Genomic DNA, 22,071 nt, shown 5'->3' on the forward strand with positions numbered 1-22,071 from the left:
AATCACTCAGAGGTGGCGGATCCGGGCGAGCCAGGCGGGTTCGTCGACCACCGACCCGACCGGCTGGCCGACGGCTTCGACGTGCGGTTGCTGCACCACGCCGCGATAGGTGGTCTCATCGAGCGCCTCCAGCATCCAGCCGTCGCCGAACGCCTCGCGGATCACCGCCTCGCTGACTTCGGGCCCGAATCCGCGACCCTTGTCGGACAAGGCCAGCACATGCACCAGCGCTCCCGGCCTGCACACGGCATGCAGGCCGGCGACGTATTGGGCGCGGTCGGTGTCGTCGAAGATGTGGAACAGCGCGCTGTCGACGATGGTGTCGTAGCGCGGGTCGGCGCCGAGGTTCATCGCATCGGCGACCTCGAAACGAGCATCGACGCCCTTCGCGGCCGCGTTCTCGCGGGCCTGCTCAATGGCCGTCGGCGCGGCGTCGACGCCGAGCACGTCGTAGCCGAGGCGGGTGAGCAGGATCGTGTGCTCACCAGTCCCGCAGCCGACGTCGAGCACCGTGCCATGGATCAGGCCGGCTCGTTCGACACCGACGATCGCGGGCTGCGGCTCGCCGATCACCCACGGGGCGGTTCTGGACTTGTAGGCATCGTCGAATCGGGAGAAGGTGGGGGTCGAATCCATGAAATCCAGGGTTCTACCTCAACCGGGCTTTAGGTCAAGGGAGGTCTGAAATGTCCATTGCGGATTCGGGTGTGCTCGTCGACGTCGCCGATCAGCTGTTCGGGGCGATCGCCAACAGCGACATCGTCACGGTGAAGCAGCTGTTCAGCGACGATGTGCTGGTCTGGCACTCAGGCGACACCCGCGACAGCGCGAAAGACCGGGCGGCGCGGATCATCGACTGGTTCATCAATACGACGACCGAGCGCCGCTACGAGGTCCTCGATCGCCAGTTCTTCGACGGCGGTTTCGTCCAGCAGCACATCCTGCATGCCAACAGCCGCAACGGGAAATCGATCCATATGCGCGTGTGCATCGTGATCAAAGTGGGTGCCGACGGGCTGATCACCCGTATCGACGAGTACTTCGACCCGGCGGAGATGGCCCCACTGCTCGATACGTCCAACTGACAGGAGACGACATGGCAAGCCTCAGCGAGTTTTTCAGCGACCCCACATCGACCGGAACCTGGACCGCCGTCACCGACCAATCCGCGGTCACGGTGACGAGCAAGTCGCTCTGGGGCGTGATGCCCGTCAAGGTCCGCTTCACCGAATTCAGCGCCGAAGGCCAAGTCACCGCACCGCAAACGGTTTCCGGCCGCATCGACATCAAGGCCGCCTCGCTGCGCAGCGGGATCGGCAAGCGCGACGATCACCTGCGTTCTGCGGATTTCTTTGAGGCAGAGAAGTTCCCGGATATCAGCGTGGTCGTCAGCTCGGCGGATTCGGTCACCGCCGACACCCTCGGTCTGCGTGCGAACGTCACCATCAAGGGCACCACGAAGCCGGTCGAGCTGCAGACGAAGGTGACGCCGGTAGGCGATGGCGCAATGCGGCTGGCGACGCAGGCGACGATCAACCGTCAGGACTTCGGAGTCGACGGCAACCTGATGGGGATGATCACCGACAACGTGACGATCTCCGGCGACCTCGTGTTCCGACGCGCGACCTAGCCGTACGATCGGGCGCATGGTCGAGCCATCACCGCTTCGGGTCCTCGTCTACAGCGACAATCCCAGGACACGAGAGCAGGTGCAGCTCGCGCTCGGCAAGCGCGTGCACCCGGATCTGCCGGAGCTGACGTACGTCGAGATCGCCACCGGTCCGATGGTCATCCGGCAGATGGATGAGGGCGGCTTCGATCTGGTGATCCTCGACGGCGAGGCCACGCCTACGGGCGGCATGGGGATTGCCAAACAGCTCAAGGACGAGATCGCCGACTGCCCGCCGGTCCTCGTGCTCACCGGACGCCCCGACGACGCTTGGCTGGCCAGTTGGTCGCGCGCGGAGGCCGCGGTGCCCCATCCGATCGACCCGATTCGGTTGGGCGACGCCGTGGTGTCGCTTCTGCGCACACCCGTGCAATAGCTGGAATCACCAAACTCGCTGTCGCACATGCCTATTCGAGGCGCGACTACATAGCGAAAGTGTGATCTTAGCCATACTAACCCCAAGGTGTGGCGCTGATCGCTAAGCCAGCTAGGGTGTGGGTAAGCTCACATCGACAGCCCACGAGGGAGCGTTTGCTCGGCATGGATTTGTACACCCCGATACTGGTGCTCGGAGCCGTCGCGGCGGCGTTCGCGATCGGCTCGGTCGGCATTGCTCTGCTGGTCGGCCCAAGGCGCTACAACCAGTCCAAACTCGAGGCTTACGAGTGCGGCATCGAGCCGGTTCCCGAACTGGCCAGTGCCCACTCCGCCGGCCAGCGGTTTCCGATCAAGTACTACCTGACCGCGATGTTGTTCATCATCTTCGACATCGAGATCGTGTTCCTCTATCCGTGGGCGGTCGCTTTCGACAATCTCGGACTGTTCGCGCTGGTAGAGATGCTGCTCTTCATGGTGGTGGTCTTCGTCGCCTACGCGTACGTCTGGCGGAGAGGAGGCCTGGCATGGGACTAGAAGAGAAGCTGCCCGGCGGAATCATGCTGTCGACGGTCGAGAAGGTCGCCGGCTACATCCGGAAGGGCTCACTGTGGCCCGCCACCTTCGGACTCGCCTGCTGCGCGATCGAGATGATGGCGACGGCGGGTCCGCGGTTCGACATCTCGCGGTTCGGCATGGAGCGGTTTTCAGCGACGCCACGGCAGGCAGACCTGATGATCGTCGCAGGTCGGGTGAGCCAGAAGATGGCACCGGTGCTGCGCCAGATCTACGACCAGATGGCCGAGCCCAAATGGGTGCTGGCGATGGGCGTGTGCGCCTCCTCCGGCGGCATGTTCAATAACTACGCGATCGTGCAAGGCGTCGACCACGTCGTACCGGTCGACATCTACCTACCCGGCTGCCCGCCGCGGCCCGAGATGCTGCTCCACGCAATCCTCAAGCTGCACGACAAAATTCAGGAGATGCCACTCGGCGTTCACCGCGAGGAGGCGATTCGCGAAGCCGAGAAGGCAGCCCTGTCGGTTACGCCGACCATCGAGCTCAAGGGTTTGCTGCGGTGACCGAAGACACAAACGGCTCTCAGACTGGTCCGCAGGCCGACATCGAGCCGCCCGAGGTCATCGGGGTGCGTCGCGGAATGTTCGGCGCCAGGGGCTCCGGCGATACCTCGGGCTACGGCCGCCTCGTACGCAACGTTGCGTTGCCGGGCAGCTCACCCCGCCCCTACGGCGGCTTTTTCGACGAAGTCGTCGACAAGCTGGCCGAAGTACTCGGTGAGGACGCGTATGCCGCGTCGATCGAACGCGTGGTGGTCTACCGCGACGAGTTGACGCTCGAGGTTCGGCGCGAACAGCTGCCCGTGGTGGCGCAGGCCCTGCGCGACGATCCCGGGCTGAGGTTCGAGCTGTGCCTCGGCGTCAGCGGTGTGCACTACCCCGACGACAAGGCACGCGAACTGCACGCGGTGTATCCACTGATGTCGATCACGCACAACCGTCGCATCCGCGTGGAAGTCGCCACGCCCGACGAGGACCCCCACATCCCGTCGTTGTACGCGGTGTATCCGACCGTCGACTGGCACGAGCGCGAAACTTACGACTTCTTCGGCATCATCTTCGACGGCCATCCCGCGCTGACACGCATCGAAATGCCCGACGACTGGGTGGGGCACCCGCAGCGCAAGGACTACCCGTTGGGCGGTATCCCGGTCGAGTATCACGGCGCCGAGATCCCGCCGCCCGATCAGCGGAGGTCGTACAACTGATGAGCACATCCGAATCAGGCGGTTCCGAAACGGTTGTCGTCGTCGGCGGACAGGACTGGGACCAGGTCGTCGAGGCAGCGAAGCAGAGCGCGGCCTCGCACGCCGGCGAACGCATCGTCGTCAACATGGGCCCGCAGCATCCGTCCACGCACGGCGTGCTGCGCCTGATCCTCGAAATCGAGGGCGAGACGATCGTCGAGATCCGTTGCGGCATCGGGTATCTGCACACCGGTATCGAGAAGAACCTCGAGTTCCGCACTTGGACCCAAGGTGTCACCTTCGTCACCCGAATGGATTACCTGTCACCGCTTTTCAACGAGACGGTGTACTGCCTCGGCGTGGAGAAGCTGCTCGGCGTCACCGACGACATCCCCGAACGCGCCAGCGTCATCCGCGTGATGATGATGGAGCTCAACAGGATCTCCAGCCACCTGGTCGCCCTGGCTACCGGCGGCATGGAGCTGGGATCCATGGGCGCGATGTTCTACGGGTTCCGCGAGCGTGAGCAGATCCTGTCGCTCTTCGAGACCATCACCGGGCTCCGGATGAACAACGCCTACATCCGTCCCGGCGGCGTGGCGATGGATCTACCCGAGGAGGCCATTCCGCAGCTCCGCGACATGCTCGAGCTGATGCCCAAGCGGCTCAAGGACCTCGAGGATCTGCTCAGCGAGAACTACATCTGGAAGGCGCGGACCCAGGGCATCGGCTATCTGGGTCTGGAAGGGTGCATGGCGCTGGGCATCACCGGCCCCTGCCTACGCTCCACGGGTCTGCCGCACGACCTGCGCAAGTCGCAGCCCTACTGCGGGTACGAGACCTACGACTTCGATGTGATCACCGACGACGCGTGCGACTCCTACGGCCGCTACCTGATCAGGGTCAAAGAGATGCACGAGTCGTTGAAGATCATCCAGCAGTGCGTCGACCGGCTCGACGTGCCGAATCCCGGACCCGTGATGATCCAGGACAAGAAACTGGCATGGCCCGCCGACCTGAAGCTCGGGCCCGACGGGCTCGGCAACTCCCCCGAACACATCGCGAAGATCATGGGCCATTCGATGGAGGGGCTGATCCACCACTTCAAGCTCGTCACCGAAGGCATCCGCGTGCCTGCCGGCCAGGTTTATGTGGCGATCGAGTCGCCGCGCGGAGAGCTCGGCGTGCACATGGTCTCCGACGGTGGCACTCGGCCCTACCGCGTGCACTACCGGGACCCGTCGTTCAACAACCTGCAGGCGGTGGCGGCGATGTGCGAGGGCGGCATGGTCGCCGATGCGATCACCGCGGTGGCGTCGATCGACCCTGTGATGGGAGGCGTGGACAGGTGACGGTGTTCCTCGAGCTCGGTCAGCGGCCCGATGAGCCAGGCCCACCGATCCACGGCACCAAGACGTATCCGGCGGAGGTGGCCGCACGCCTGACGGCAGACGCGGAGACGGTCATCGCCCGCTATCCGCAGAGCCGTTCGGCCTTGTTGCCCCTGCTGCACCTCGTCCAATCGGAAGACGGATGCCTGACACCCGCGGGAATCGCGTTCTGCGCCAAGCAGTTGGGGCTGACCGACGCCGAAGTCACCGCGGTGGCCACCTTCTACTCGATGTACCGCCGGACGCCGACCGGTGAATACCTGGTCGGCGTCTGCACCAACACACTGTGCGCGATCATGGGCGGCGACGCGATTCTCGAAGCGCTGGAAGACTATCTGGGCGTCCACGCCGGCGAGACGACCGAGGATGGCCGGGTCACCCTCGAGCACGTCGAGTGCAACGCCGCCTGCGACTACGCACCGGTCGTGATGGTCAACTGGGAGTTCTTCGACAACCAGACACCGTCATCGGCCCGCGACCTCGTCGACGGATTGCGGGAGGGTAACCCTCCTATCCCGACGCGCGGCGCACCGCTGTGCACGTTCAAGGAGACTGCGAGAGTCCTTGCCGGCCTGCCTGATCCAGAGGCCGCCGCCGCGCAGACGCCGACCGGGGACGCCACCCTCGCCGGGCTGCGGATCGCCAAGGAACGCGGCATGGAAGCACCTGCCGTCGACGCGGTGACCGACTCCCACAGCGGCCCCGACGACGAGAAAGTCGCGAAGGAAGCGATCAAGGACCAGGCCGCACCCGCACCGTCCGCCGACGTACCGGCCAAGCCCAACGAGCCCGAAACCGACCCGGACGCAACGGAATCGAAGACATGACACCACTGACTCCGGTCTTGAGCCGGTTCTGGGACGAGCCGCAACCCTGGTCAATGGAGACGTACCGCCGCCATGACGGCTACCAGGCGTTGGACAAAGCGCTCAAGATGGATCCAGACGACCTCATCGCCACCATCAAGGATTCCGGCCTGCGCGGACGTGGTGGCGCGGGCTTCCCGACGGGGACCAAGTGGTCGTTCATCCCGCAGGACGACACCGGTGCCGGCGCCAAGCCGCATTACCTCGTCGTCAACGCCGACGAGTCCGAACCCGGTACGTGCAAAGACATTCCGCTGATGCTGACCACCCCGCACTTCCTGGTGGAGGGTGTCATCATCGCGGCGTACGCGATCCGGGCGCACCACGCGTTCATCTATGTCCGCGGCGAGGTGCTGCCGGTCCTGCGGCGGCTGCAGGCCGCGGTAGCCGAGGCCTACGAGGCCGGCTACCTGGGCAACGACATCCTCGGGTCGGGCTTCGATCTGGAGCTGATCGTGCACGCCGGGGCGGGCGCGTACATCTGCGGCGAGGAGACCGCGCTGCTGGACTCCCTGGAGGGCCGTCGCGGGCAGCCGCGCCTTCGCCCGCCGTTTCCGGCCGTCGCCGGTCTCTACGCCTCACCGACAGTGGTCAACAACGTCGAATCCATCGCCAGCGTGCCACCCGTGCTACTCAACGGTGTGGACTGGTTCCGGTCGATGGGCACCGAGAAATCCCCGGGCTTCACGCTGTACTCACTGTCCGGTCACGTCACCACCCCTGGTCAGTACGAAGCTCCGCTGGGCATCACGATGCGCGAACTGCTCGACTACGCCGGGGGCATCCGCGCCGGGCACAGCCTGAAGTTCTGGACGCCAGGCGGTTCCTCTACACCGCTGCTGACCGACGAACACCTCGACGTACCACTGGATTACGAAGGCATGGCAGGTGTCGGAACGATGCTGGGCACCAAGGCCCTGCAGGTCTTCGACGAAACCACCTGCGTCGTCCGTGCGGTACGCCGCTGGACGCAGTTCTACGCGCACGAATCGTGCGGCAAATGCACACCGTGCCGGGAAGGCACGTACTGGCTGGCGCAGATCTACGCCCGGCTGGAGAACGGTACGGGCACCGAGGCCGACATCGAGAAGCTGCTCGACATCGCCGACAACATCAACGGAAAGTCGTTCTGCGCGTTGGGCGACGGCGCCGCCGCACCGATCCTGTCGTCGATCAAGTTCTTCCGCGACGAGTACTACCAGCACCTGTCCGGCGGCTGCCCGTTCGACCCGCACGCCTCGGCTCTCATGGCAACGGAAGGGGTGGGGGTCTAGATGACCGTGACCGAACCGACCCACGACGCCCCGCCCGTCGAAATGGTGGATCTCACCATCGACGGTGTGGAGGTCAGTGTGCCCAAAGGCACCTTGGTGATTCGGGCCGCCGAGCTGATCGGCATCCAGATCCCGAGGTTCTGCGATCATCCGCTGCTCGACCCGGTGGGCGCCTGCCGGCAGTGCCTGGTCGAGGTCGAGGGGCAGCGCAAGCCCATGGCCTCGTGCACCATCACGTGCACACCCGACATGGTCGTGAAGACGCAGCTGACGTCGGAGTCCGCGGACAAGGCGCAGCAGGGCGTGATGGAACTCCTGCTGATCAACCATCCACTCGACTGCCCGGTGTGCGACAAAGGCGGCGAGTGCCCGCTGCAGAACCAGGCGATGTCCAACGGCCGCCCCGAAACCCGGTTCGAGGACGTCAAACGCACCTTCCCCAAGCCGATCAACATCTCGTCGGAGGTGCTGCTCGACCGCGAACGCTGCGTGCTGTGTGCGCGTTGCACCCGGTTCTCCGAGCAGATCGCCGGTGACCCGTTCATCGATCTGCTCGAACGTGGTGCGCTGCAACAGGTCGGTATCGCGCCCGGCGAGCCGTTCCAGTCGTATTACTCCGGTAACACCGTGCAGATCTGCCCGGTCGGTGCGCTCACCGGCGCCGCCTATCGCTTCCGCGCCCGGCCGTTCGACCTGGTATCCAGCCCCAGCGTGTGCGAACACTGCGCGGGTGGCTGCGCGGAGCGCACGGATCACCGCCGCGGAAAGGTCTTGCGCCGGTTGGCCGGTGACGACCCGGAGGTCAACGAGGAATGGAATTGCGACAAGGGACGGTGGGCGTTCACCTACGCGACCCAGGGCGATCGCGTCACCACTCCCCTCGTTCGCGAGGACGGTGAGCTGCGACCAGCGTCGTGGTCGGAGGCCATCAGCGTGGCATGCGAGGGGCTGGGCGCGGCGCGCGGCAACGCCGGCGTGCTGGTCGGCGGACGGTTGACCGTCGAGGACGCCTATGCGTACTCGAAGTTCGCCCGAATGGTGCTCGACACCAACGACATCGACTTCCGAGCCCGCGCCCACAGCGAGGAGGAGGCGGAGTTCCTCGCCGCACATATCGCGGGCCAGCCGATGACGGTGACCTACACCGACCTCGAGAAGGCCCCCGCGGTGCTGCTCGCCGGGCTGGAGCCCGAAGAGGAAGCACCGATTGTGTTCCTGCGGCTGCGTAAAGCCGTCCGCAAGCACGGACTTCAGGTGAAGTCGATCGCCGCGTTCGCCACCCGATCGCTGGGCAAGTTGCGCGGCGAACTGATCGCGACGGTGCCCGGCGGTGAAGGCGCGGCGCTCGATGCGCTCGCCGATGACGCCCAGCTGAAGCTGCCCGGTGCGGTCATCGTGGTCGGCGAGCGCTTGGCCACCTCTCCCGGAGCGCTTTCCGCCGCAGGCAGATTGGCGGCCGCGACCGGTGCCCGACTGGCGTGGATACCGCGGCGAGCCGGTGAGCGCGGCGCGCTGGAAGCAGGTGCGCTGCCCGGACTGCTGCCCGGTGGCCGACCGGTCAGCGATACCGCGGCGCGCGAGCAGGCGGCTGCGGGATGGCATGTCGGTGAGCTGCCGACCACTCCTGGCCGCGACACAGCGGGCATACTCGACGCGGCCCGCAAGGGCGAGTTGGGCGCGCTACTGGTCGGCGGCGTGGAGTTGGCCGACCTGCCCGACCCGGACGCGGCCCTCGCGGCGATCGATGCGGCGCCGTTCGTGGTGAGCCTCGAGCTGCGCGAGAGTGCCATCACCGAACGCGCCGACGTGGTCTTCCCGGTCGCGCCCGTCGTCGAGAAAGGCGGTGCATTCGTCAACTGGGAGGGCCGGATTCGCCCGTTCGAGCCTGCGCTGCAAACCAACGCGACGCCCGACCGGCGTGTGCTGGGGTTCCTGGCCGACGAACTGGGGGTCGACCTCAACATGCCGACGGCACTCGTCGCAGGCGAGGAGATGGCGCAGCTCGGACTGTGGGCGGGCCAGCGGACGAGCGCACCCACAGTGCCGTCGTCGCACCCCGAGAAGCCCGGCAAGGGCCAGGCGGTCCTGGCCGGCTGGCGCATGCTGCTCGACGACGGACGCCTGCAGGACGGTGAACTGCACCTCGCGGGCACCGCCAAACAACCCGTCACCCGGATGTCTGCGGCCACCGCAGCCGAAATCGATGCCGCGGACGACGATCTGGTGACCGTGCGCACCGAACGCGGTGAGGTCACCCTGCCCCTGCTGATCACCGACATGCCCGACGGCACCGTATGGCTGCCGATGAACTCGCCCCAATCGGCGGTGTACCGGCAGCTCGCCGTCACCACGGGAACTGTCGTCTCGATCGGACGGGCCTCGCTATGACTCCGAACGTCACCTACCCCGACCCCACACTCTTCGGGCACGACCCCTGGTGGCTGATCGTCATCAAGGCCGTCGCCATCTTCGCATTCCTCATGCTGTCGCTGCTCGTTGCGATCCTGATGGAACGCAAGATCCTCGGCTACATGCAGATGCGGCCCGGCCCCAACCGTGTCGGGCCGTGGGGCCTGCTGCAATCGCTGGTCGATGGCGTGAAGCTGGCCCTCAAGGAGGGCCTCATTCCCGCCGGCGTGGACAAGTTCATCTACCTGGCGGCGCCGGTCATCTCGGTGGTACCCGCGTTCATCGCGTTCTCGGTGATCCCGATGGGCGGCGAGGTGTCGATCTTCGGCCACCGGACCGCCCTTCAGCTGACCGATATGCCCGTCGCGGTGTTGTTCGTCCTGGCCGCCACGTCGATCGGGGTGTACGGAATCGTGTTGGCGGGCTGGGCATCCGGGTCCACCTACCCGCTGCTGGGCGGGCTGCGGTCCAGCGCCCAGGTGATCTCCTACGAGATCGCGATGGCGCTGTCCTTCGCGGCCGTCTTCATCTACGCGGGCACGATGTCGACGTCGGGCATCGTCGCGTCGCAGGCGGGCCTCTGGTTCATATTCCCGCTGCTCCCGTCGTTCATCATCTACCTCGTCTCGATGGTCGGCGAAACCAACCGGGCCCCTTTCGATCTGCCCGAGGCAGAGGGTGAGCTCGTCGGCGGATTCCACACCGAGTACTCGTCGATCAAGTTCGCGATGTTCATGCTCGCCGAGTACGTCAACATGTTCACGGTGTCGGCACTGGCAACCACGCTGTTCTTCGGCGGCTGGCATGCCCCGTGGCCGATCAACATGTGGGACGGCGCCAACACCGGTTGGTGGCCGCTGCTGTGGTTCGTGGCCAAGGTGTGGGGCTTCATGTTCATCTTCTTCTGGCTGCGCGGAACGCTGCCCCGCATGCGCTACGACCAGTTCATGGCGCTGGGCTGGAAGGTTCTGATTCCCGTCTCGCTGGCCTGGATCGTGATCGTGTCGTCGGCGCGCAGCCTGCGCAACCAGGGCTACGACCAACTCACCACCGGGTTGATCACGGTGGCCGTCGTTGTCGGCCTGCTGGTGCTGTTCGCACTGTGGAGAACGGTGCGCGCCAGAAACATTCGGAAGATTCCAGAGCCGGAGACGGAGCCGGGCACGTTCCCGGTGCCGCCGCTACCCAAGAAGGACATGGCTTCAAAGGAGAAGACGCATGCCTAAGTTCCTCGACGCGATCGCGGGTTTCGGGGTCACGTTTTCCACGATGTTCAAGAAGCGCATCACCGAGGAGTACCCGGAGAAGCCGGGCCCCGTCGCGAAGCGCTACCACGGACGGCACCAACTCAACCGCTACGACGACGGGCTGGAGAAGTGCATCGGCTGCGAGTTGTGCGCGTGGGCCTGCCCGGCCGACGCCATCTTCGTCGAAGGCGCGGACAACAAGGAGGACGAACGGTTCTCCCCCGGTGAGCGTTACGGCCGCGTCTACCAGATCAACTATCTGCGCTGCATCGGCTGCGGCCTGTGCATCGAGGCGTGCCCGACCCGAGCGCTGACGATGACCAACGAGTACGAGATGGCCGACGACAACCGCGCCGACTTGATCTGGGGCAAGGACAAACTCCTCGCCCCGTTGAAGTCCGGCATGCTTCCCCCGCCTCATCCGATGGCACCTGGCAGCACCGACGAGGACTACTACCGCGGCAACATCAAGCCGGTCACCGAGGACGCCACGTGACATTGGAGTTCCTCGCATCTGTGGCCGCCGACGTCGCCGGCCACACCTCCACCACCGAAGCGGTGCTGTTCTGGGTGCTCGGCACCGTCGCGATCGCCGGTGCGATCGGCGTGGTCGCCGCACCGAAAGCGGTGTACTCGGCCATGTTCCTGGCCACCACGATGATCGTGCTCGCGGTCTTCTACATCGCACAGGACGCACTGTTTCTCGGCGTCGTGCAGATCGTGGTCTACACCGGCGCCGTGATGATGCTCTTCCTGTTCGTGCTCATGCTCATCGGCGTCGACACCTCCGAGTCGCTGGTCGAAACGATTCGGGGACAACGCATTGCGGCGATCGTCGTCGGCCTGGGCTTCGGCATCATGCTCATCGCCGGCATCGGCAGCGTCTCGGTGGGCGGATTCGTCGGCCTCGCCGAAGCGAATGCCGGCGGCAACGTTCAGGGCCTCGCTGCCCTCATCTTCACCGAGTACCTGTGGGCCTTCGAGCTCACCGGCGCGCTGCTGATCACCGCCGCCCTCGGCGCGATGGTGCTGGCGCACCGCGAACGCTTCGAACGGCGTAAGACTCAACGCGAACTTGCTCAGGAGCGTTTTCAGCCGGGCGGGCACCCGACGACGCTGCCCAACCCCGGTGTGTATGCCCGCAACAACGCCGTCGACATGGCCGCCCGCCTTCCCGACGGATCGGCATCCGAACTGTCTGTCAGCGCACTGCTGCAGAAGCGGACGGTGGATCAGAGCAACGGCGGTGGTGACAAGAAGTGAACCCCGACAACTACCTGTATCTGTCCGCGCTGTTGTTCACGATCGGCGCTGCCGGTGTGTTGTTGCGCCGCAACGCCATCATCATGTTCATGTGCGTCGAGCTGATGCTCAACGCCTGCAACCTGGCCTTCGTGACGTTCTCACGCATGCACGGTCACCTCGATGGCCAGATGGTGGCCTTCTTCACCATGGTGGTCGCCGCCTGTGAGGTGGTGATCGGGTTGGCCATCATCATGACGATCTTCCGCACCCGCCGTTCGGCCTCGGTCGACGACGCCAGTCTGCTGAAACACTAAGGCGCGATGACGATTCCAGTGTGGCTCACTATCGCCCTGCCGCTGGCGGGCGCGACGATACTTCTGTTGGGCGGACGGCGCACGAACGGCTGGGGCCACCTGCTGGGCACTGCAGCCTCGCTCGGCTCGTTCGTTGTCGGCGCAATGTTGTTCACCGACATGCTCGGTCGCGAACCCGAACAGCGCACGGTTCACGAGTCGCTGTTCAGCTGGGTACCGGTGGCGAGCCTGCAGGTCGATTTCGGTCTGCACCTCGACCAGCTGTCGATGTGCTTCGTGCTGCTGATCACCGGCGTCGGCTCCCTGATCCACATCTACTCCATCGGCTACATGGCCGAAGACCCTGAGCGGCGGCGCTTTTTCGCCTACCTCAACCTGTTCCTGTCCGCGATGCTGCTGTTGGTGCTCGCCGACAACTACCTGGGCCTCTACGTCGGATGGGAGGGTGTGGGTCTCGCGTCGTACCTGCTGATCGGGTTCTGGCAGCACAAGCCGTCAGCGGCGACCGCGGCGAAGAAGGCCTTCGTCGTCAACCGTGTCGGCGACATCGGGCTGGCCGTCGCGCTGATGGTGATGTTCGCCTATATCGGCTCGATCTCCTTCGAAGGCGTCTTCGCGGCTGCCCCCGATGTCAGCGAGGGTGTGCTGACCGCCATCGGTCTGCTGCTCCTGCTGGCCGCGTGCGGTAAATCCGCGCAGGTGCCCCTGCAGTCCTGGCTCGGCGACGCGATGGAGGGCCCGACGCCGGTGTCGGCGCTCATCCACGCCGCGACGATGGTCACCGCGGGTGTCTACCTGATCGTGCGGTCCGGCCCGGTCTTCGACCTGGCACCGAATGCGCAGCTGGGCGTCGTGATCGTCGGCGCGGTGACACTGCTGTTCGGCGCGATCGTCGGCTGCGCCAAGGACGACATCAAGAAAGCGCTTGCCGCGTCGACGATGTCGCAGATCGGCTACATGGTGCTGGCGGCGGGCCTCGGCCCCGCCGGCTACGCGTTCGCGATCATGCACCTGCTCACCCACGGCTTCTTCAAGGCAGGCCTGTTCCTCGGCGCCGGTTCGGTGATGCACGGGATGAACGACGAGGTCAACATGCGCCGCTACGGCGGTCTGCGCAAAGCCTTGCCGATCACCTTCGCGACGTTCGGCCTCGGTTATCTCGCGATCATCGGCGTGCCGCCGCTGGCCGGCTTCTTCTCCAAGGACGGCATCATCGAGGCCGCGCTCGGCGCGGGCGGCGTCAAAGGCTACATCCTCGGCGGCGCTGCGATTCTGGGCGCAGGCATCACCGCGTTCTATATGACCCGCGTGATGCTGATGACGTTCTTCGGCGAAAAGCGTTGGGCGCCTGATACCCATCCGCATGAGTCGCCGAAGGTCATGACCTGGCCGATGATCCTGCTGGCCATCGGCTCTGTGGGTTCGGGTGCCGCGTTCGCGATCGGCGGCACGCTGGAACACTGGCTGGAACCAGTCGTCGGCGCCCATGAGATCCACCACGTCGCACCGGTCTGGGTCGTCACCACCGTAATCCTGGGCGTCGTCGCTGTCGGCATTGTCATCGCCTACCGCATGTACGGCACGCGTGAGATTCCTGTCGAGGTGCCCGTCGGTTCCGCACTCACCGTCGCGGCCCGCAAGGACCTCTACGGTGATGCGCTCAACGAAGAGCTGTTCATGCGGCCGGGTCAGCTGGTTGCCAAGGGGTTGGTCGAAATCGACGATGAGGCAGTGGACGGCGCGGGAACAGGCTTGGCGGCCTTGGTGTCCCGCTCATCTTCCGGTCTGAGGCAACTGCAGACCGGGTACGCCCGCTCCTACGCGTTGTCGATGTTGGCCGGCGCCTTACTCGTCGTCGGCGCGATCCTGGCGGTGCAGCTGTGGTGACCTCATTCCCGTGGTTGACGGTTTTGTGGGTGGTGCCGATGGTCGGCGCCGCGATCGTGATCCTGCTGCCCGCATCGCTGCGCGCAGCCCCCAAGTGGCTGGCGCTCGTCGTCTCGGTCGTGGTGCTGGCGATCACGGTGCTGCTCGCGGTCAACTTCGATCCCGCCGGTGACCAGTACCAGTTCGTCGAATCCCACAAGTGGATACCGTCATTCGGCACCGGCTACATCCTCGGGCTGGACGGCATCGCGCTGGCGATCGTCGCGCTCACCGCGGTATTGGTACCGCTGCTGCTGATCGCGGGCTGGAACGACGTCAGCGACGAGGCCGCGTGGGGCGGCCGTTCGACGCACGCGTACTTCGCGCTGACGCTGGCCGTCGAGGGCATGGTCATCATGTCGCTCGTCTCGCTGGACATCCTGCTGTTCTACGTGTTCTTCGAGGCGATGCTGATCCCGATGTACTTCCTCATCGGCGGCTTCGGCGGTGAGGGACGTTCCAAGGCAGCGGTGAAGTTCCTGCTGTACAACCTCTTCGGCGGTCTGGTCATGCTCGCCGCGGTGATCGGCCTGTACGTCGTGACCGCGGGCAGTGATGCGTTCGAGGCGGGCACGTTCGACTTCCGCCTGATCGTCGAAGCCGTGTCCAGCGGCGAGTTCGTCGTCAATCCGGCCGTGATGAACCTGCTCTTCCTCGGCTTCATGTTCGCGTTCGCGGTCAAGGCGCCGCTGTGGCCCTTCCACCGTTGGCTGCCCGACGCCGCCGTCGAGGCCACCCCCGCCAGCGCGGTGCTGATGATGGCGATCATGGACAAGGTCGGCACGTTCGGCATGCTCCGGTACTGCCTGCAGTTGTTCCCCGACTCGGCAACGTATTTCCGGCCGATGATCATCACGCTCGCCGTGATCGGCATCGTCTACGGAGCCATCGTCGCGATCGGCCAGACCGATGTGATGCGCCTGATCGCCTACACGTCGATCTCCCACTTCGGCTTCATCATTCTCGGCATCTTCGTGATGACCAGCCAGGGCCAATCCGGTTCGACGCTGTACATGGTCAACCACGGCCTGTCGACGGCCGCGCTGTTCCTGATCGCGGGATTCCTGGTGTCGCGCAGAGGCAGTCGCCTCATCGAGTCCTATGGCGGGGTGCAGAAGGTCGCACCGATCCTGGCCGGCACCTTCCTGGTGTCCGGCCTCGCGACACTCTCGCTACCGGGCCTGGCACCGTTCATCAGCGAATTCCTGGTCCTGGTCGGCACATTCACCCGCTACCCGGTGTTCGCGGTGTTCGCGTCGACCGCGCTGGTGCTGTCCGCCGTCTACATCCTGTGGATGTACCAGCGGATGATGACCGGCCCGGTCAAGGACGGCAACGACAAGCTCCGAGATCTCGTCCCCCGCGAAATTCTCGTCATCGCACCGCTCATCGCGTTGCTGATCGTGTTGGGCGTGTACCCCAAACCCGCACTGGACGTGATCAACCCGGCGGTCACCCACACCTTGACCACCATCGATCAACCTGATCCGGTTCCTCAGTTCGCAGAAGGGCCGACGCGATGAATCTGCCTACGCCCGTCGTCGAATACGACCTGCTGTCCCCGATGCTGATCGTGTTCGGCGTCGCCATCCTCGGCGTCCTCGTCGAGGCGTTTCTGCCGCGGCAGAGCAGGTACGCCGCTCAGCTCGTACTGGCCCTCGGCGGTCTGATCGCAGCGTTTGTCGCCGTCGTGATGCTCGCGCGGGATCTGCACGGCACGATCGGCCACTCCGCGATCATGGGTGCCGTCGTCATCGACAAGCCTGCGCTGTTCCTTCAGGCCACCCTCCTGCTCGTCGGGGTATTGGGCATCCTGCTCATCGCCGAACGTCAGATCGGCACAGAAGCGGAGGGCGGCAAGGAAGCTCGCGGGCTGGACGGGTTCACACCGCAGGCGTCGGCGATTCCCGGGTCGGTGGCCGAGCAACTCGCCACCAAGGCCGGGGTGATCCAGACCGAGGTCTTCCCGCTGACGATGTTCGCCATCGGCGGCATGCTGCTCTTCCCTGCCGCCGACGACCTCCTGACGATGTTCATCGCGCTCGAGGTGCTGTCGCTGCCCCTGTACCTGCTGTGCGGCCTCGCCCGTCGGCACCGGCTGCTCTCGCAGGAGGCCGCGCTCAAATACTTTCTGCTCGGCGCCTTTTCGTCGGCGTTCTTCCTGTTCGGCGCCGCGATGCTGTACGGCTACTCCGGAACGCTGGATCTCCGTGAGATCGCCGCAGTCGTCGCCGCCGGGTCCGGGAAGACGTCGCTGGCCCTGATCGGCACCGGACTGCTGTTGGTGGGTGTGCTGTTCAAGGTCGGGGCGGTGCCGTTCCACTCGTGGATTCCCGACGTGTATCAGGGCGCCCCGACGCCGGTCACCGCGTTCATGGCAGCCGCCACCAAGATCGCCGCCTTCGGCGCGATGCTGCGAGTGTTCTACGTCGCGCTGCCCGAACTGCGCGACGACTGGCGGCCGGTGCTATGGGCGATCGCAATCCTGACAATGGTCGTCGGCACGGTCACCGCGATCACGCAGATCGACGTGAAGCGCATGCTGGCGTACTCGGCGGTGGCGCACACCGGGTTCATACTCACCGGTGTGATCGCCGAGAACGAGGCCGGACTGTCGTCGACCCTGTTCTATCTGTTCGCCTACGGGTTCAGCACTGTGGGCGCCTTCGCGGTGGTGAGCCTGGTCCGCAATGCGGCGGGTGAAGAGGACACCGCGATGGCGCGCTGGGCCGGACTCGGCAGGCGGTATCCCGTAGTGGCGGTGGTGTTCTCGCTGTTCCTGCTGGCCTTCGCGGGTATCCCGTTGACGAGCGGGTTCGTCAGCAAGTTCGCGGTCTTCAAGGCCGCGGGCGAAGGTGGCGCGATACCGCTGGTCATCGTGGGCGTACTCGCCAACGCCGTCGCCGCGTACTTCTATGTGCGGGTCATCGTGTTGATGTTCTTCACCGACCCGCCCGAGGATGCGCCGACCGTCGTCGTACCCAGCGTGCTGAGCACCGCCGTCGTCACGGTCACCGCGGCCGTCACGTTCGCACTCGGCGCGCTGCCGCAGCCGCTGCTGGACCTCGCGAACACCGCCAACCAGTTCCTGCGCTAGCTTCGTCGTATGTCGTTCGTCCTCATCGCCGATCACGGGGCAGTCCGCGTCCTGACGCTCAACCGCCCCGAGGCACGGAATGCGTTGAGCCGCGACCTGATCCGTGCGATCTACACCGCCCTGACCGAGGCCGACGCCGACGAATCGGTGCGCGCCGTCGTCCTCACGGGCACCGATCCGGCGTTCTGCGCGGGCGTCGACCTGAAAGAAGCGCAGCGCAACGGCGCAGAGTACTTCGCGGAGTTCAAGTCCCACGACTGCATCGCGGCCACCGGCAAGATGCGCACCCCGATCATCGCCGCCATCAACGGTGCGGTGTTCACCGGCGGCCTCGAAATGGCGCTCGGCTGCGACTTTCTCATCGCGTCGGAGCGCGCGGTGTTCGCCGACACGCACGCCCGGGTCGGCATCCTGCCCGGTGGCGGAATGACCGCACGACTGCCCCGGCTCGTCGGCCTCGGGATGGCCAGGCGCCTTTCGATGACCGGCGAAGTCGTCGACGCGGCGCGGGCCGAGCGCATCGGTCTGGTGACCGAGGTCGTCGCCCACGACCGCCTGCTGGACCGCGCGCTCGAACTCGCGTCGCAGATCGCGGAAGTTCCCGGTCCAACCATGCTGGGGCTCAAGGAGATTTACACAACGGGGGCTTCCGCTGTCATCGACCCTGCGCTGGCGGCCGAGGCGAGGATCGCGTTCGCGCAGGACCGTGATTTCGATGGCCTTGGTGATCGTTTCCGTGCGGTGACCGACCGCAACAAGGGTCAGATAGACCGCTGACGCCTACCGGGCACGTTTGAGGATGAACTCGACGGTGTGCTGACCCTCGAAAGCTGGATGGGGCTGGGTTCCACGTTCGATCTGCACGCGAGCCTGCACCGCGACGGGCGTTTCCGGGTCCAGAACAGTGAGATAAACGTCGTGTGCGGAGAGCGCCTCGATCGCGAGTTCAACAAACCTGTCGTCGACGGTCTCACCGTGCGTCCCCCGGGGACCGCATTCAAAGAACCACGTGGGTGGCACATCGAGCGAATCCACGGCTCCCGCAACGGCATTCGAAAACTCGATGTGGTCTCGCTGATTGGGCGCACCAGGCGCCCATTCCGGGCCGCTGTACAACGTGATCACGACATCTGGCGCCAGCACGCTGATGACTTCGGCGATCTTCGCCCGCAGCTCGGGGGTGTTGAAGATATTGCTGTCGGGGAAGTCCCAGAATTCCACATGGTCCACGCCGACGATCGCGGCCGATCGGCGCTGCTCACGTTCGCGCAGCGGGCCGGCTTCTGCTGGCGCCATCCCTTCGATGCCGACTTCGCCTCGGCACGCCAGCGCGTACCGCACGGTCTTGCCGGCCGCCGTCCACTTGGCCACCGCGGCGGCCACCCCGTACTCGGGGTCGTCGGGATGCGGGACCAGAACCAGTGCGCTGTTCCAATCGGAAGGAAACGGTCGAATCTCGGTCACGCCTGTCATGCGACCACACCGTGGACGACGATGGCGGTGGTCTGGTCAACCCAGTCGGCGCCGAGCGGTTCGTCGGGCCACAACAGCATCCGCAGCAGAGTGGCGCCGCCGATCACCTCGACGAGCCGGTCCGGGTCGATGTCGGCATGTACCTCGCCGCGCGCGACAGCATCAGCCAGTCGTATGCCAACAGCGGCGTACGCGCCTGTGAAGCGCTCCCTGACACGGGCGTTGAGTTCGGCGTCGGCCACCATGTCGGAGATCAGTCCGGGCAGCGCTGCACGGACCAGAGGGCTCGTGAACACCTCCCTAGCCGCGTCGATCATCGCGCGGATGTCGGCCTTGATGTCACCGGGCGGCGTCTCGATCGCGGTCGGCGCCGCGGGAAACGCCGCCTCGTGCACCAACTCCGCCTTGCTGGACCAGCGCCGGTACAACGCCGTCTTGGTGGTGCCCGCCCGCTCGGCGACGGCGGCCATCGTGAGGTTGGAATAGCCGATTTCCACGAGCAGTTCGGCCGTTGCGCGCAGAATGGCAGCGTCGATGCGTGGATCCCGGGGCCGCCCGGCACCTGGGGTCTTGTCAACGACCGACGCGTCTGATTTCATATCGCTACCGATCGTATCGTAATTACCGGCCGAAGGAACAGTCCATGCCAAGCGAACCGGCTGTCGAAGACATCAGCCGTCTAGAACACTCCAGCCGAGACCTCACTGCACTGCCCGAGGTGATGTCGCAGTGGCTGTCGACGGTGATGCCCGGCGGGACCGTCCCGGAGATCACCGTGGAAAGTGGTGTGGACTCCAACGGGATGTCGTCGGAAACCATCATCCTGACCGCCCGCTGGGACGAGGAAGGCGAACGGCGAGAGCAGAAGTTCGTCGCGCGGGTCGCCCCTGCCGAGCAGGACGTGCCGGTGTTCTCGTCGTACCGGATGGACCATCAGTTCGACGTCATCCGCATCGTCGGCGAGAAGACCGATGTACCGGTCCCGCCGGTGCGCTGGCTGGAGGCCACCGGCTCGGTGCTCGGCACACAGTTCTTCCTGATGGATTACGTCGACGGGCGCGTGCCGCCCGACGTGATGCCGTATACGTTCGGCGGCAACTGGTTTGCCGATGCGCCACTGGAGAGCCAGCGCGAACTGCAGGACAGCACCGTCGAGGTGATTGCCAAACTGCACGCGATCCCCGAGCCGGAGAAGGTCTTCAACTTTCTCGACGACGGGTCAGAGCCGAATGCGTTGCGGCGCAATTTCAACTGGCTGAAGTCCTGGTACCAGTTCGCGGTTCCCGACATCGGCCGCTCAGCCCTGGTGGAGCGCTCTCTGGAGTGGCTGGAGGCGAACTGGCCCGAGGACGTCGCCGCCACCGACTCCGTCCTCGTGTGGGGCGACTCCCGCATCGGCAACGTGCTCTACGACGGATTCAAGCCGACCGCCGTGCTCGACTGGGAGATGGCCACGCTCGGTCCGCGTGAGATGGACGTCGCGTGGATCATTTTCGCCCACATGGTCTTTCAGGAGCTCGCTGGACTCGCGGGCCTGCCCGGACTGCCGGACGTCATGCGCGAGGAGGACGTGCGCGCCGTCTACGCCGAACACAGCGGGGCCGAGTTGGGTGACCTCACATGGTTCTACGCGTACTCGGGCGTGATCTGGTGCTGCGTCTTCATGCGGACCACCGCACGCCGGGTCCGCTTCGGCGAGATGGAAGCCCCCGACGACATCGAATCGCTGTTCTACCACGCCTCTGTACTCAAACGAATCATTGGAGATGACGCCTGATGCTCGGCCCCACCGACGAATTTCCCATTCACCAGATCCCTCAACCCATCTCGTGGCCGGGCGCGTCAGACCGCAACTTCTACGACCGCTCCTACTTCAACGCCCACGACCGCACCGGCGACATCTTCGTGATCACCGGCCTCGGCTACTACCCCAACCTCGGGGTCAAGGACGCGTTCTTCCTGGTACGCCGCGGCGACAGTCAGACCGCGGTACACCTGAGTGACGGCATCGACTCCGACCGGCTGAACCAGCACGTGCTGGGCTACCGCGTCGAAGTCACCGAGCCGCTGCACAAGCTTCGGATCATCCTCGAGGAGACCGAAGGCATCGCTGCCGACCTCACCTGGGACGGGCTGTTCGATGTCATCCAAGAGCAGCGCCACGTGCTTCGGTCGGGGACGCGCGTGACGTTGGATGCACAACGGTTCGCCCAGGTCGGCAGTTGGGCCGGGACGATCTCGATCGACGGCGAGGAGATCAAGGTCGATCCCAACGTGTGGATCGGAAGCCGTGACCGATCCTGGGGTATCCGGCCGATCGGTGAGGCCGAACCCGCGGGCCGACCCGCGCATCCGCCGTTCGAGGGCATGTGGTGGCTGTACGTGCCGATGGCGTTCGACGACTTCGCGATCTGCCTGATCATCCAGGAGGAGCCCAACGGGTTCCGCAGCCTCAACGACGTCACGCGTATCTGGCGCGACGGGCGCGTGGAGCAACTGGGCTGGCCGCGGGTCAAGATCCACTACACCTCGGGCACGCGTATCCCCACCGGTGCGACCATCGAGGCCACCGCGCAGGACGGTGCACTACTCCAGTTTGAAGTCGAGTCCAAGCTGCCGGTGCCGATCCACGTCGGCGGCGGCTACGGCGGCGACTCCGACTGGCTGCACGGTATGTGGAAGGGCGACAAGTTCACCGAGCGCTTGACCTACGACATGACCGACCCGGCGATCGTCGGCCGCGCCGGCTTCGGCGTCATCGACCACGTCGGCCGTGCCGTGTGCACCGAGAACGGCAAGTCCGTCGAGGGCTGGGGCCTGTTCGAGCACGGTGCGCTCGGCCGGCACGACCCGTCGGGCTTCGCCGACTGGCTCACCGTCGCCCCCTAACTAGTGATTTGTGGAGTGCTGACCGCGCCCAGCGCGCTGTTCTGTTCGGGGACATCGCTGACAGGTTGATGTCTCGGGACATCGCTGACACCTAAGTAGGGCCGTGAGCAGGATGGTTCATGGCCCAGAAG

The 22,071-nt window shown here is 65.5% G+C and carries 22 protein-coding genes and 1 pseudogene; 20 read left to right on the top strand and 3 right to left on the bottom strand.

Going from position 1 to position 22,071, the window contains the following annotated elements; translation table 11 throughout:
* Positions 1–6: 6 nt before the first annotated feature.
* The gene (locus tag ACIA48_RS11000) at positions 7–636 is read right to left on the bottom strand and encodes a class I SAM-dependent methyltransferase (protein WP_396730590.1); all 630 of its coding nucleotides are present in this window, start codon (positions 634–636) and stop codon (positions 7–9) included.
* A gap of 50 nt (positions 637–686) precedes the next feature.
* On the opposite strand from ACIA48_RS11000, the gene ACIA48_RS11005 reads away from it, so the two are divergent.
* The 18 genes and pseudogenes from ACIA48_RS11005 (at position 687) to ACIA48_RS11090 (ending at position 18,355) form a co-directional block, all read left to right on the top strand.
* Positions 687–1,085 carry a nuclear transport factor 2 family protein gene (locus tag ACIA48_RS11005; protein ID WP_396730592.1) on the top strand — a complete coding sequence of 133 codons (399 nt, stop codon included), beginning with the start codon at positions 687–689 and terminating at the stop codon, positions 1,083–1,085.
* A gap of 11 nt (positions 1,086–1,096) precedes the next feature.
* Positions 1,097–1,630 (top strand): YceI family protein, encoded by a 534-nt coding sequence (locus ACIA48_RS11010; protein WP_396730594.1) that lies wholly within the window; start codon positions 1,097–1,099, stop codon positions 1,628–1,630.
* A gap of 16 nt (positions 1,631–1,646) precedes the next feature.
* Complete coding sequence (locus ACIA48_RS11015; RefSeq protein WP_396730596.1) at positions 1,647–2,045, top strand: hypothetical protein; 399 nt, start codon at positions 1,647–1,649, stop codon at positions 2,043–2,045.
* Between the two features lie 164 nt (positions 2,046–2,209).
* On the top strand, positions 2,210–2,581 hold the full coding sequence (locus ACIA48_RS11020; RefSeq protein ID WP_396730597.1) for an NADH-quinone oxidoreductase subunit A: 372 nt from the start codon (positions 2,210–2,212) through the stop codon (positions 2,579–2,581).
* Positions 2,572–3,126, top strand: a complete 555-nt coding sequence (locus tag ACIA48_RS11025) for an NADH-quinone oxidoreductase subunit B family protein (RefSeq protein WP_014208709.1) — start codon at positions 2,572–2,574, stop codon at positions 3,124–3,126. Before ACIA48_RS11020 ends, ACIA48_RS11025 begins: the two co-directional genes overlap by 10 nt.
* A complete protein-coding gene (locus ACIA48_RS11030) occupies positions 3,123–3,830 on the top strand; it encodes an NADH-quinone oxidoreductase subunit C (RefSeq protein ID WP_396730599.1) in 708 nt (235 codons plus the stop codon). The genes ACIA48_RS11025 and ACIA48_RS11030 overlap by 4 nt, the downstream gene beginning before the upstream one ends.
* Complete coding sequence (gene nuoD / locus ACIA48_RS11035) at positions 3,830–5,161, top strand: NADH dehydrogenase (quinone) subunit D (RefSeq protein WP_396730601.1); 1,332 nt, start codon at positions 3,830–3,832, stop codon at positions 5,159–5,161. The genes ACIA48_RS11030 and nuoD overlap by 1 nt, the downstream gene beginning before the upstream one ends.
* Positions 5,158–6,027 (top strand): NADH-quinone oxidoreductase subunit NuoE, encoded by an 870-nt coding sequence (gene nuoE / locus ACIA48_RS11040; protein WP_396730603.1) that lies wholly within the window; start codon positions 5,158–5,160, stop codon positions 6,025–6,027. Before nuoD ends, nuoE begins: the two co-directional genes overlap by 4 nt.
* Positions 6,024–7,340, top strand: a complete 1,317-nt coding sequence (gene nuoF / locus ACIA48_RS11045; RefSeq protein WP_396730605.1) for an NADH-quinone oxidoreductase subunit NuoF — start codon at positions 6,024–6,026, stop codon at positions 7,338–7,340. The genes nuoE and nuoF overlap by 4 nt, the downstream gene beginning before the upstream one ends.
* Positions 7,341–9,728, top strand: a complete 2,388-nt coding sequence (locus ACIA48_RS11050) for an NADH-quinone oxidoreductase subunit G (protein ID WP_396730607.1) — start codon at positions 7,341–7,343, stop codon at positions 9,726–9,728. It begins immediately after the preceding gene.
* Positions 9,725–10,975, top strand: a complete 1,251-nt coding sequence (gene nuoH, locus ACIA48_RS11055; protein WP_396730609.1) for an NADH-quinone oxidoreductase subunit NuoH — start codon at positions 9,725–9,727, stop codon at positions 10,973–10,975. Before ACIA48_RS11050 ends, nuoH begins: the two co-directional genes overlap by 4 nt.
* Positions 10,956–11,492: pseudogene (gene nuoI / locus ACIA48_RS11060) on the top strand (NADH-quinone oxidoreductase subunit NuoI); the annotation flags it as partial. The gene nuoH and the pseudogene nuoI, both read left to right, overlap by 20 nt.
* The gene (locus ACIA48_RS11065; RefSeq protein ID WP_396730611.1) at positions 11,489–12,259 is read left to right on the top strand and encodes an NADH-quinone oxidoreductase subunit J; all 771 of its coding nucleotides are present in this window, start codon (positions 11,489–11,491) and stop codon (positions 12,257–12,259) included. The pseudogene nuoI and the gene ACIA48_RS11065, both read left to right, overlap by 4 nt.
* A complete protein-coding gene (gene nuoK / locus ACIA48_RS11070; RefSeq protein WP_396730613.1) occupies positions 12,256–12,555 on the top strand; it encodes an NADH-quinone oxidoreductase subunit NuoK in 300 nt (99 codons plus the stop codon). Before ACIA48_RS11065 ends, nuoK begins: the two co-directional genes overlap by 4 nt.
* 6 nt (positions 12,556–12,561) lie before the next feature.
* Complete coding sequence (gene nuoL, locus ACIA48_RS11075) at positions 12,562–14,442, top strand: NADH-quinone oxidoreductase subunit L (protein WP_396730615.1); 1,881 nt, start codon at positions 12,562–12,564, stop codon at positions 14,440–14,442.
* Positions 14,436–16,004, top strand: coding sequence for an NADH-quinone oxidoreductase subunit M (locus tag ACIA48_RS11080; protein ID WP_396730617.1), 1,569 nt, complete (start codon positions 14,436–14,438; stop codon positions 16,002–16,004). The genes nuoL and ACIA48_RS11080 overlap by 7 nt, the downstream gene beginning before the upstream one ends.
* Positions 16,001–17,578, top strand: coding sequence for an NADH-quinone oxidoreductase subunit NuoN (nuoN, locus tag ACIA48_RS11085; RefSeq protein WP_396730619.1), 1,578 nt, complete (start codon positions 16,001–16,003; stop codon positions 17,576–17,578). Before ACIA48_RS11080 ends, nuoN begins: the two co-directional genes overlap by 4 nt.
* A 9-nt stretch (positions 17,579–17,587) precedes the next feature.
* Entirely contained in the window at positions 17,588–18,355 is a 768-nt protein-coding gene (locus tag ACIA48_RS11090) for an enoyl-CoA hydratase (protein WP_396730621.1), read from the top strand.
* Between the two features lie 3 nt (positions 18,356–18,358).
* Here ACIA48_RS11090 and ACIA48_RS11095 read toward each other — a convergent pair whose 3' ends face one another.
* Together ACIA48_RS11095 and ACIA48_RS11100 are read right to left on the bottom strand one after the other, a co-directional pair.
* On the bottom strand, positions 18,359–19,051 hold the full coding sequence (locus ACIA48_RS11095) for a PIG-L deacetylase family protein (protein WP_396730623.1): 693 nt from the start codon (positions 19,049–19,051) through the stop codon (positions 18,359–18,361).
* Positions 19,048–19,650, bottom strand: coding sequence for a TetR/AcrR family transcriptional regulator (locus ACIA48_RS11100; protein ID WP_396730625.1), 603 nt, complete (start codon positions 19,648–19,650; stop codon positions 19,048–19,050). The genes ACIA48_RS11095 and ACIA48_RS11100 overlap by 4 nt, the downstream gene beginning before the upstream one ends.
* Positions 19,651–19,694: 44 nt before the next feature.
* On the opposite strand from ACIA48_RS11100, the gene ACIA48_RS11105 reads away from it, so the two are divergent.
* Both ACIA48_RS11105 and ACIA48_RS11110 read left to right on the top strand, forming a co-directional pair.
* A complete protein-coding gene (locus ACIA48_RS11105; protein WP_396730627.1) occupies positions 19,695–20,828 on the top strand; it encodes a phosphotransferase family protein in 1,134 nt (377 codons plus the stop codon).
* Positions 20,828–21,940 (top strand): hypothetical protein, encoded by a 1,113-nt coding sequence (locus ACIA48_RS11110; protein WP_396730629.1) that lies wholly within the window; start codon positions 20,828–20,830, stop codon positions 21,938–21,940. The genes ACIA48_RS11105 and ACIA48_RS11110 overlap by 1 nt, the downstream gene beginning before the upstream one ends.
* The last annotated feature ends 131 nt before the right edge of the window (positions 21,941–22,071 follow it).

It is taken from the genome of Mycobacterium sp. NPDC051804 (assembly GCF_044452905.1).
In the GTDB taxonomy this organism is placed as follows: Bacteria; Actinomycetota; Actinomycetes; order Mycobacteriales; family Mycobacteriaceae; genus Mycobacterium.

Bases quoted from the DNA above. Each gene is read 5' to 3' on its own strand.
- ACIA48_RS11090 (WP_396730621.1), top strand. From the start codon at position 17,588: ATGTCGTTCGTCCTCATCGCCGATCACGGGGCAGTCCGCGTCCTGACG.
- ACIA48_RS11025 (WP_014208709.1), top strand. From the start codon at position 2,572: ATGGGACTAGAAGAGAAGCTGCCCGGCGGAATCATGCTGTCGACGGTC.
- ACIA48_RS11100 (WP_396730625.1), bottom strand. From the start codon at position 19,650: ATGAAATCAGACGCGTCGGTCGTTGACAAGACCCCAGGTGCCGGGCGG.
- nuoD (WP_396730601.1), top strand. From the start codon at position 3,830: ATGAGCACATCCGAATCAGGCGGTTCCGAAACGGTTGTCGTCGTCGGC.
- ACIA48_RS11005 (WP_396730592.1), top strand. From the start codon at position 687: ATGTCCATTGCGGATTCGGGTGTGCTCGTCGACGTCGCCGATCAGCTG.
- nuoH (WP_396730609.1), top strand. From the start codon at position 9,725: ATGACTCCGAACGTCACCTACCCCGACCCCACACTCTTCGGGCACGAC.
- ACIA48_RS11010 (WP_396730594.1), top strand. From the start codon at position 1,097: ATGGCAAGCCTCAGCGAGTTTTTCAGCGACCCCACATCGACCGGAACC.
- ACIA48_RS11050 (WP_396730607.1), top strand. From the start codon at position 7,341: ATGACCGTGACCGAACCGACCCACGACGCCCCGCCCGTCGAAATGGTG.
- nuoF (WP_396730605.1), top strand. From the start codon at position 6,024: ATGACACCACTGACTCCGGTCTTGAGCCGGTTCTGGGACGAGCCGCAA.
- ACIA48_RS11095 (WP_396730623.1), bottom strand. From the start codon at position 19,051: ATGACAGGCGTGACCGAGATTCGACCGTTTCCTTCCGATTGGAACAGC.
- nuoL (WP_396730615.1), top strand. From the start codon at position 12,562: ATGACGATTCCAGTGTGGCTCACTATCGCCCTGCCGCTGGCGGGCGCG.
- ACIA48_RS11110 (WP_396730629.1), top strand. From the start codon at position 20,828: ATGCTCGGCCCCACCGACGAATTTCCCATTCACCAGATCCCTCAACCC.
- nuoN (WP_396730619.1), top strand. From the start codon at position 16,001: ATGAATCTGCCTACGCCCGTCGTCGAATACGACCTGCTGTCCCCGATG.
- ACIA48_RS11105 (WP_396730627.1), top strand. From the start codon at position 19,695: ATGCCAAGCGAACCGGCTGTCGAAGACATCAGCCGTCTAGAACACTCC.
- ACIA48_RS11000 (WP_396730590.1), bottom strand. From the start codon at position 636: ATGGATTCGACCCCCACCTTCTCCCGATTCGACGATGCCTACAAGTCC.
- ACIA48_RS11020 (WP_396730597.1), top strand. From the start codon at position 2,210: ATGGATTTGTACACCCCGATACTGGTGCTCGGAGCCGTCGCGGCGGCG.
- ACIA48_RS11015 (WP_396730596.1), top strand. From the start codon at position 1,647: ATGGTCGAGCCATCACCGCTTCGGGTCCTCGTCTACAGCGACAATCCC.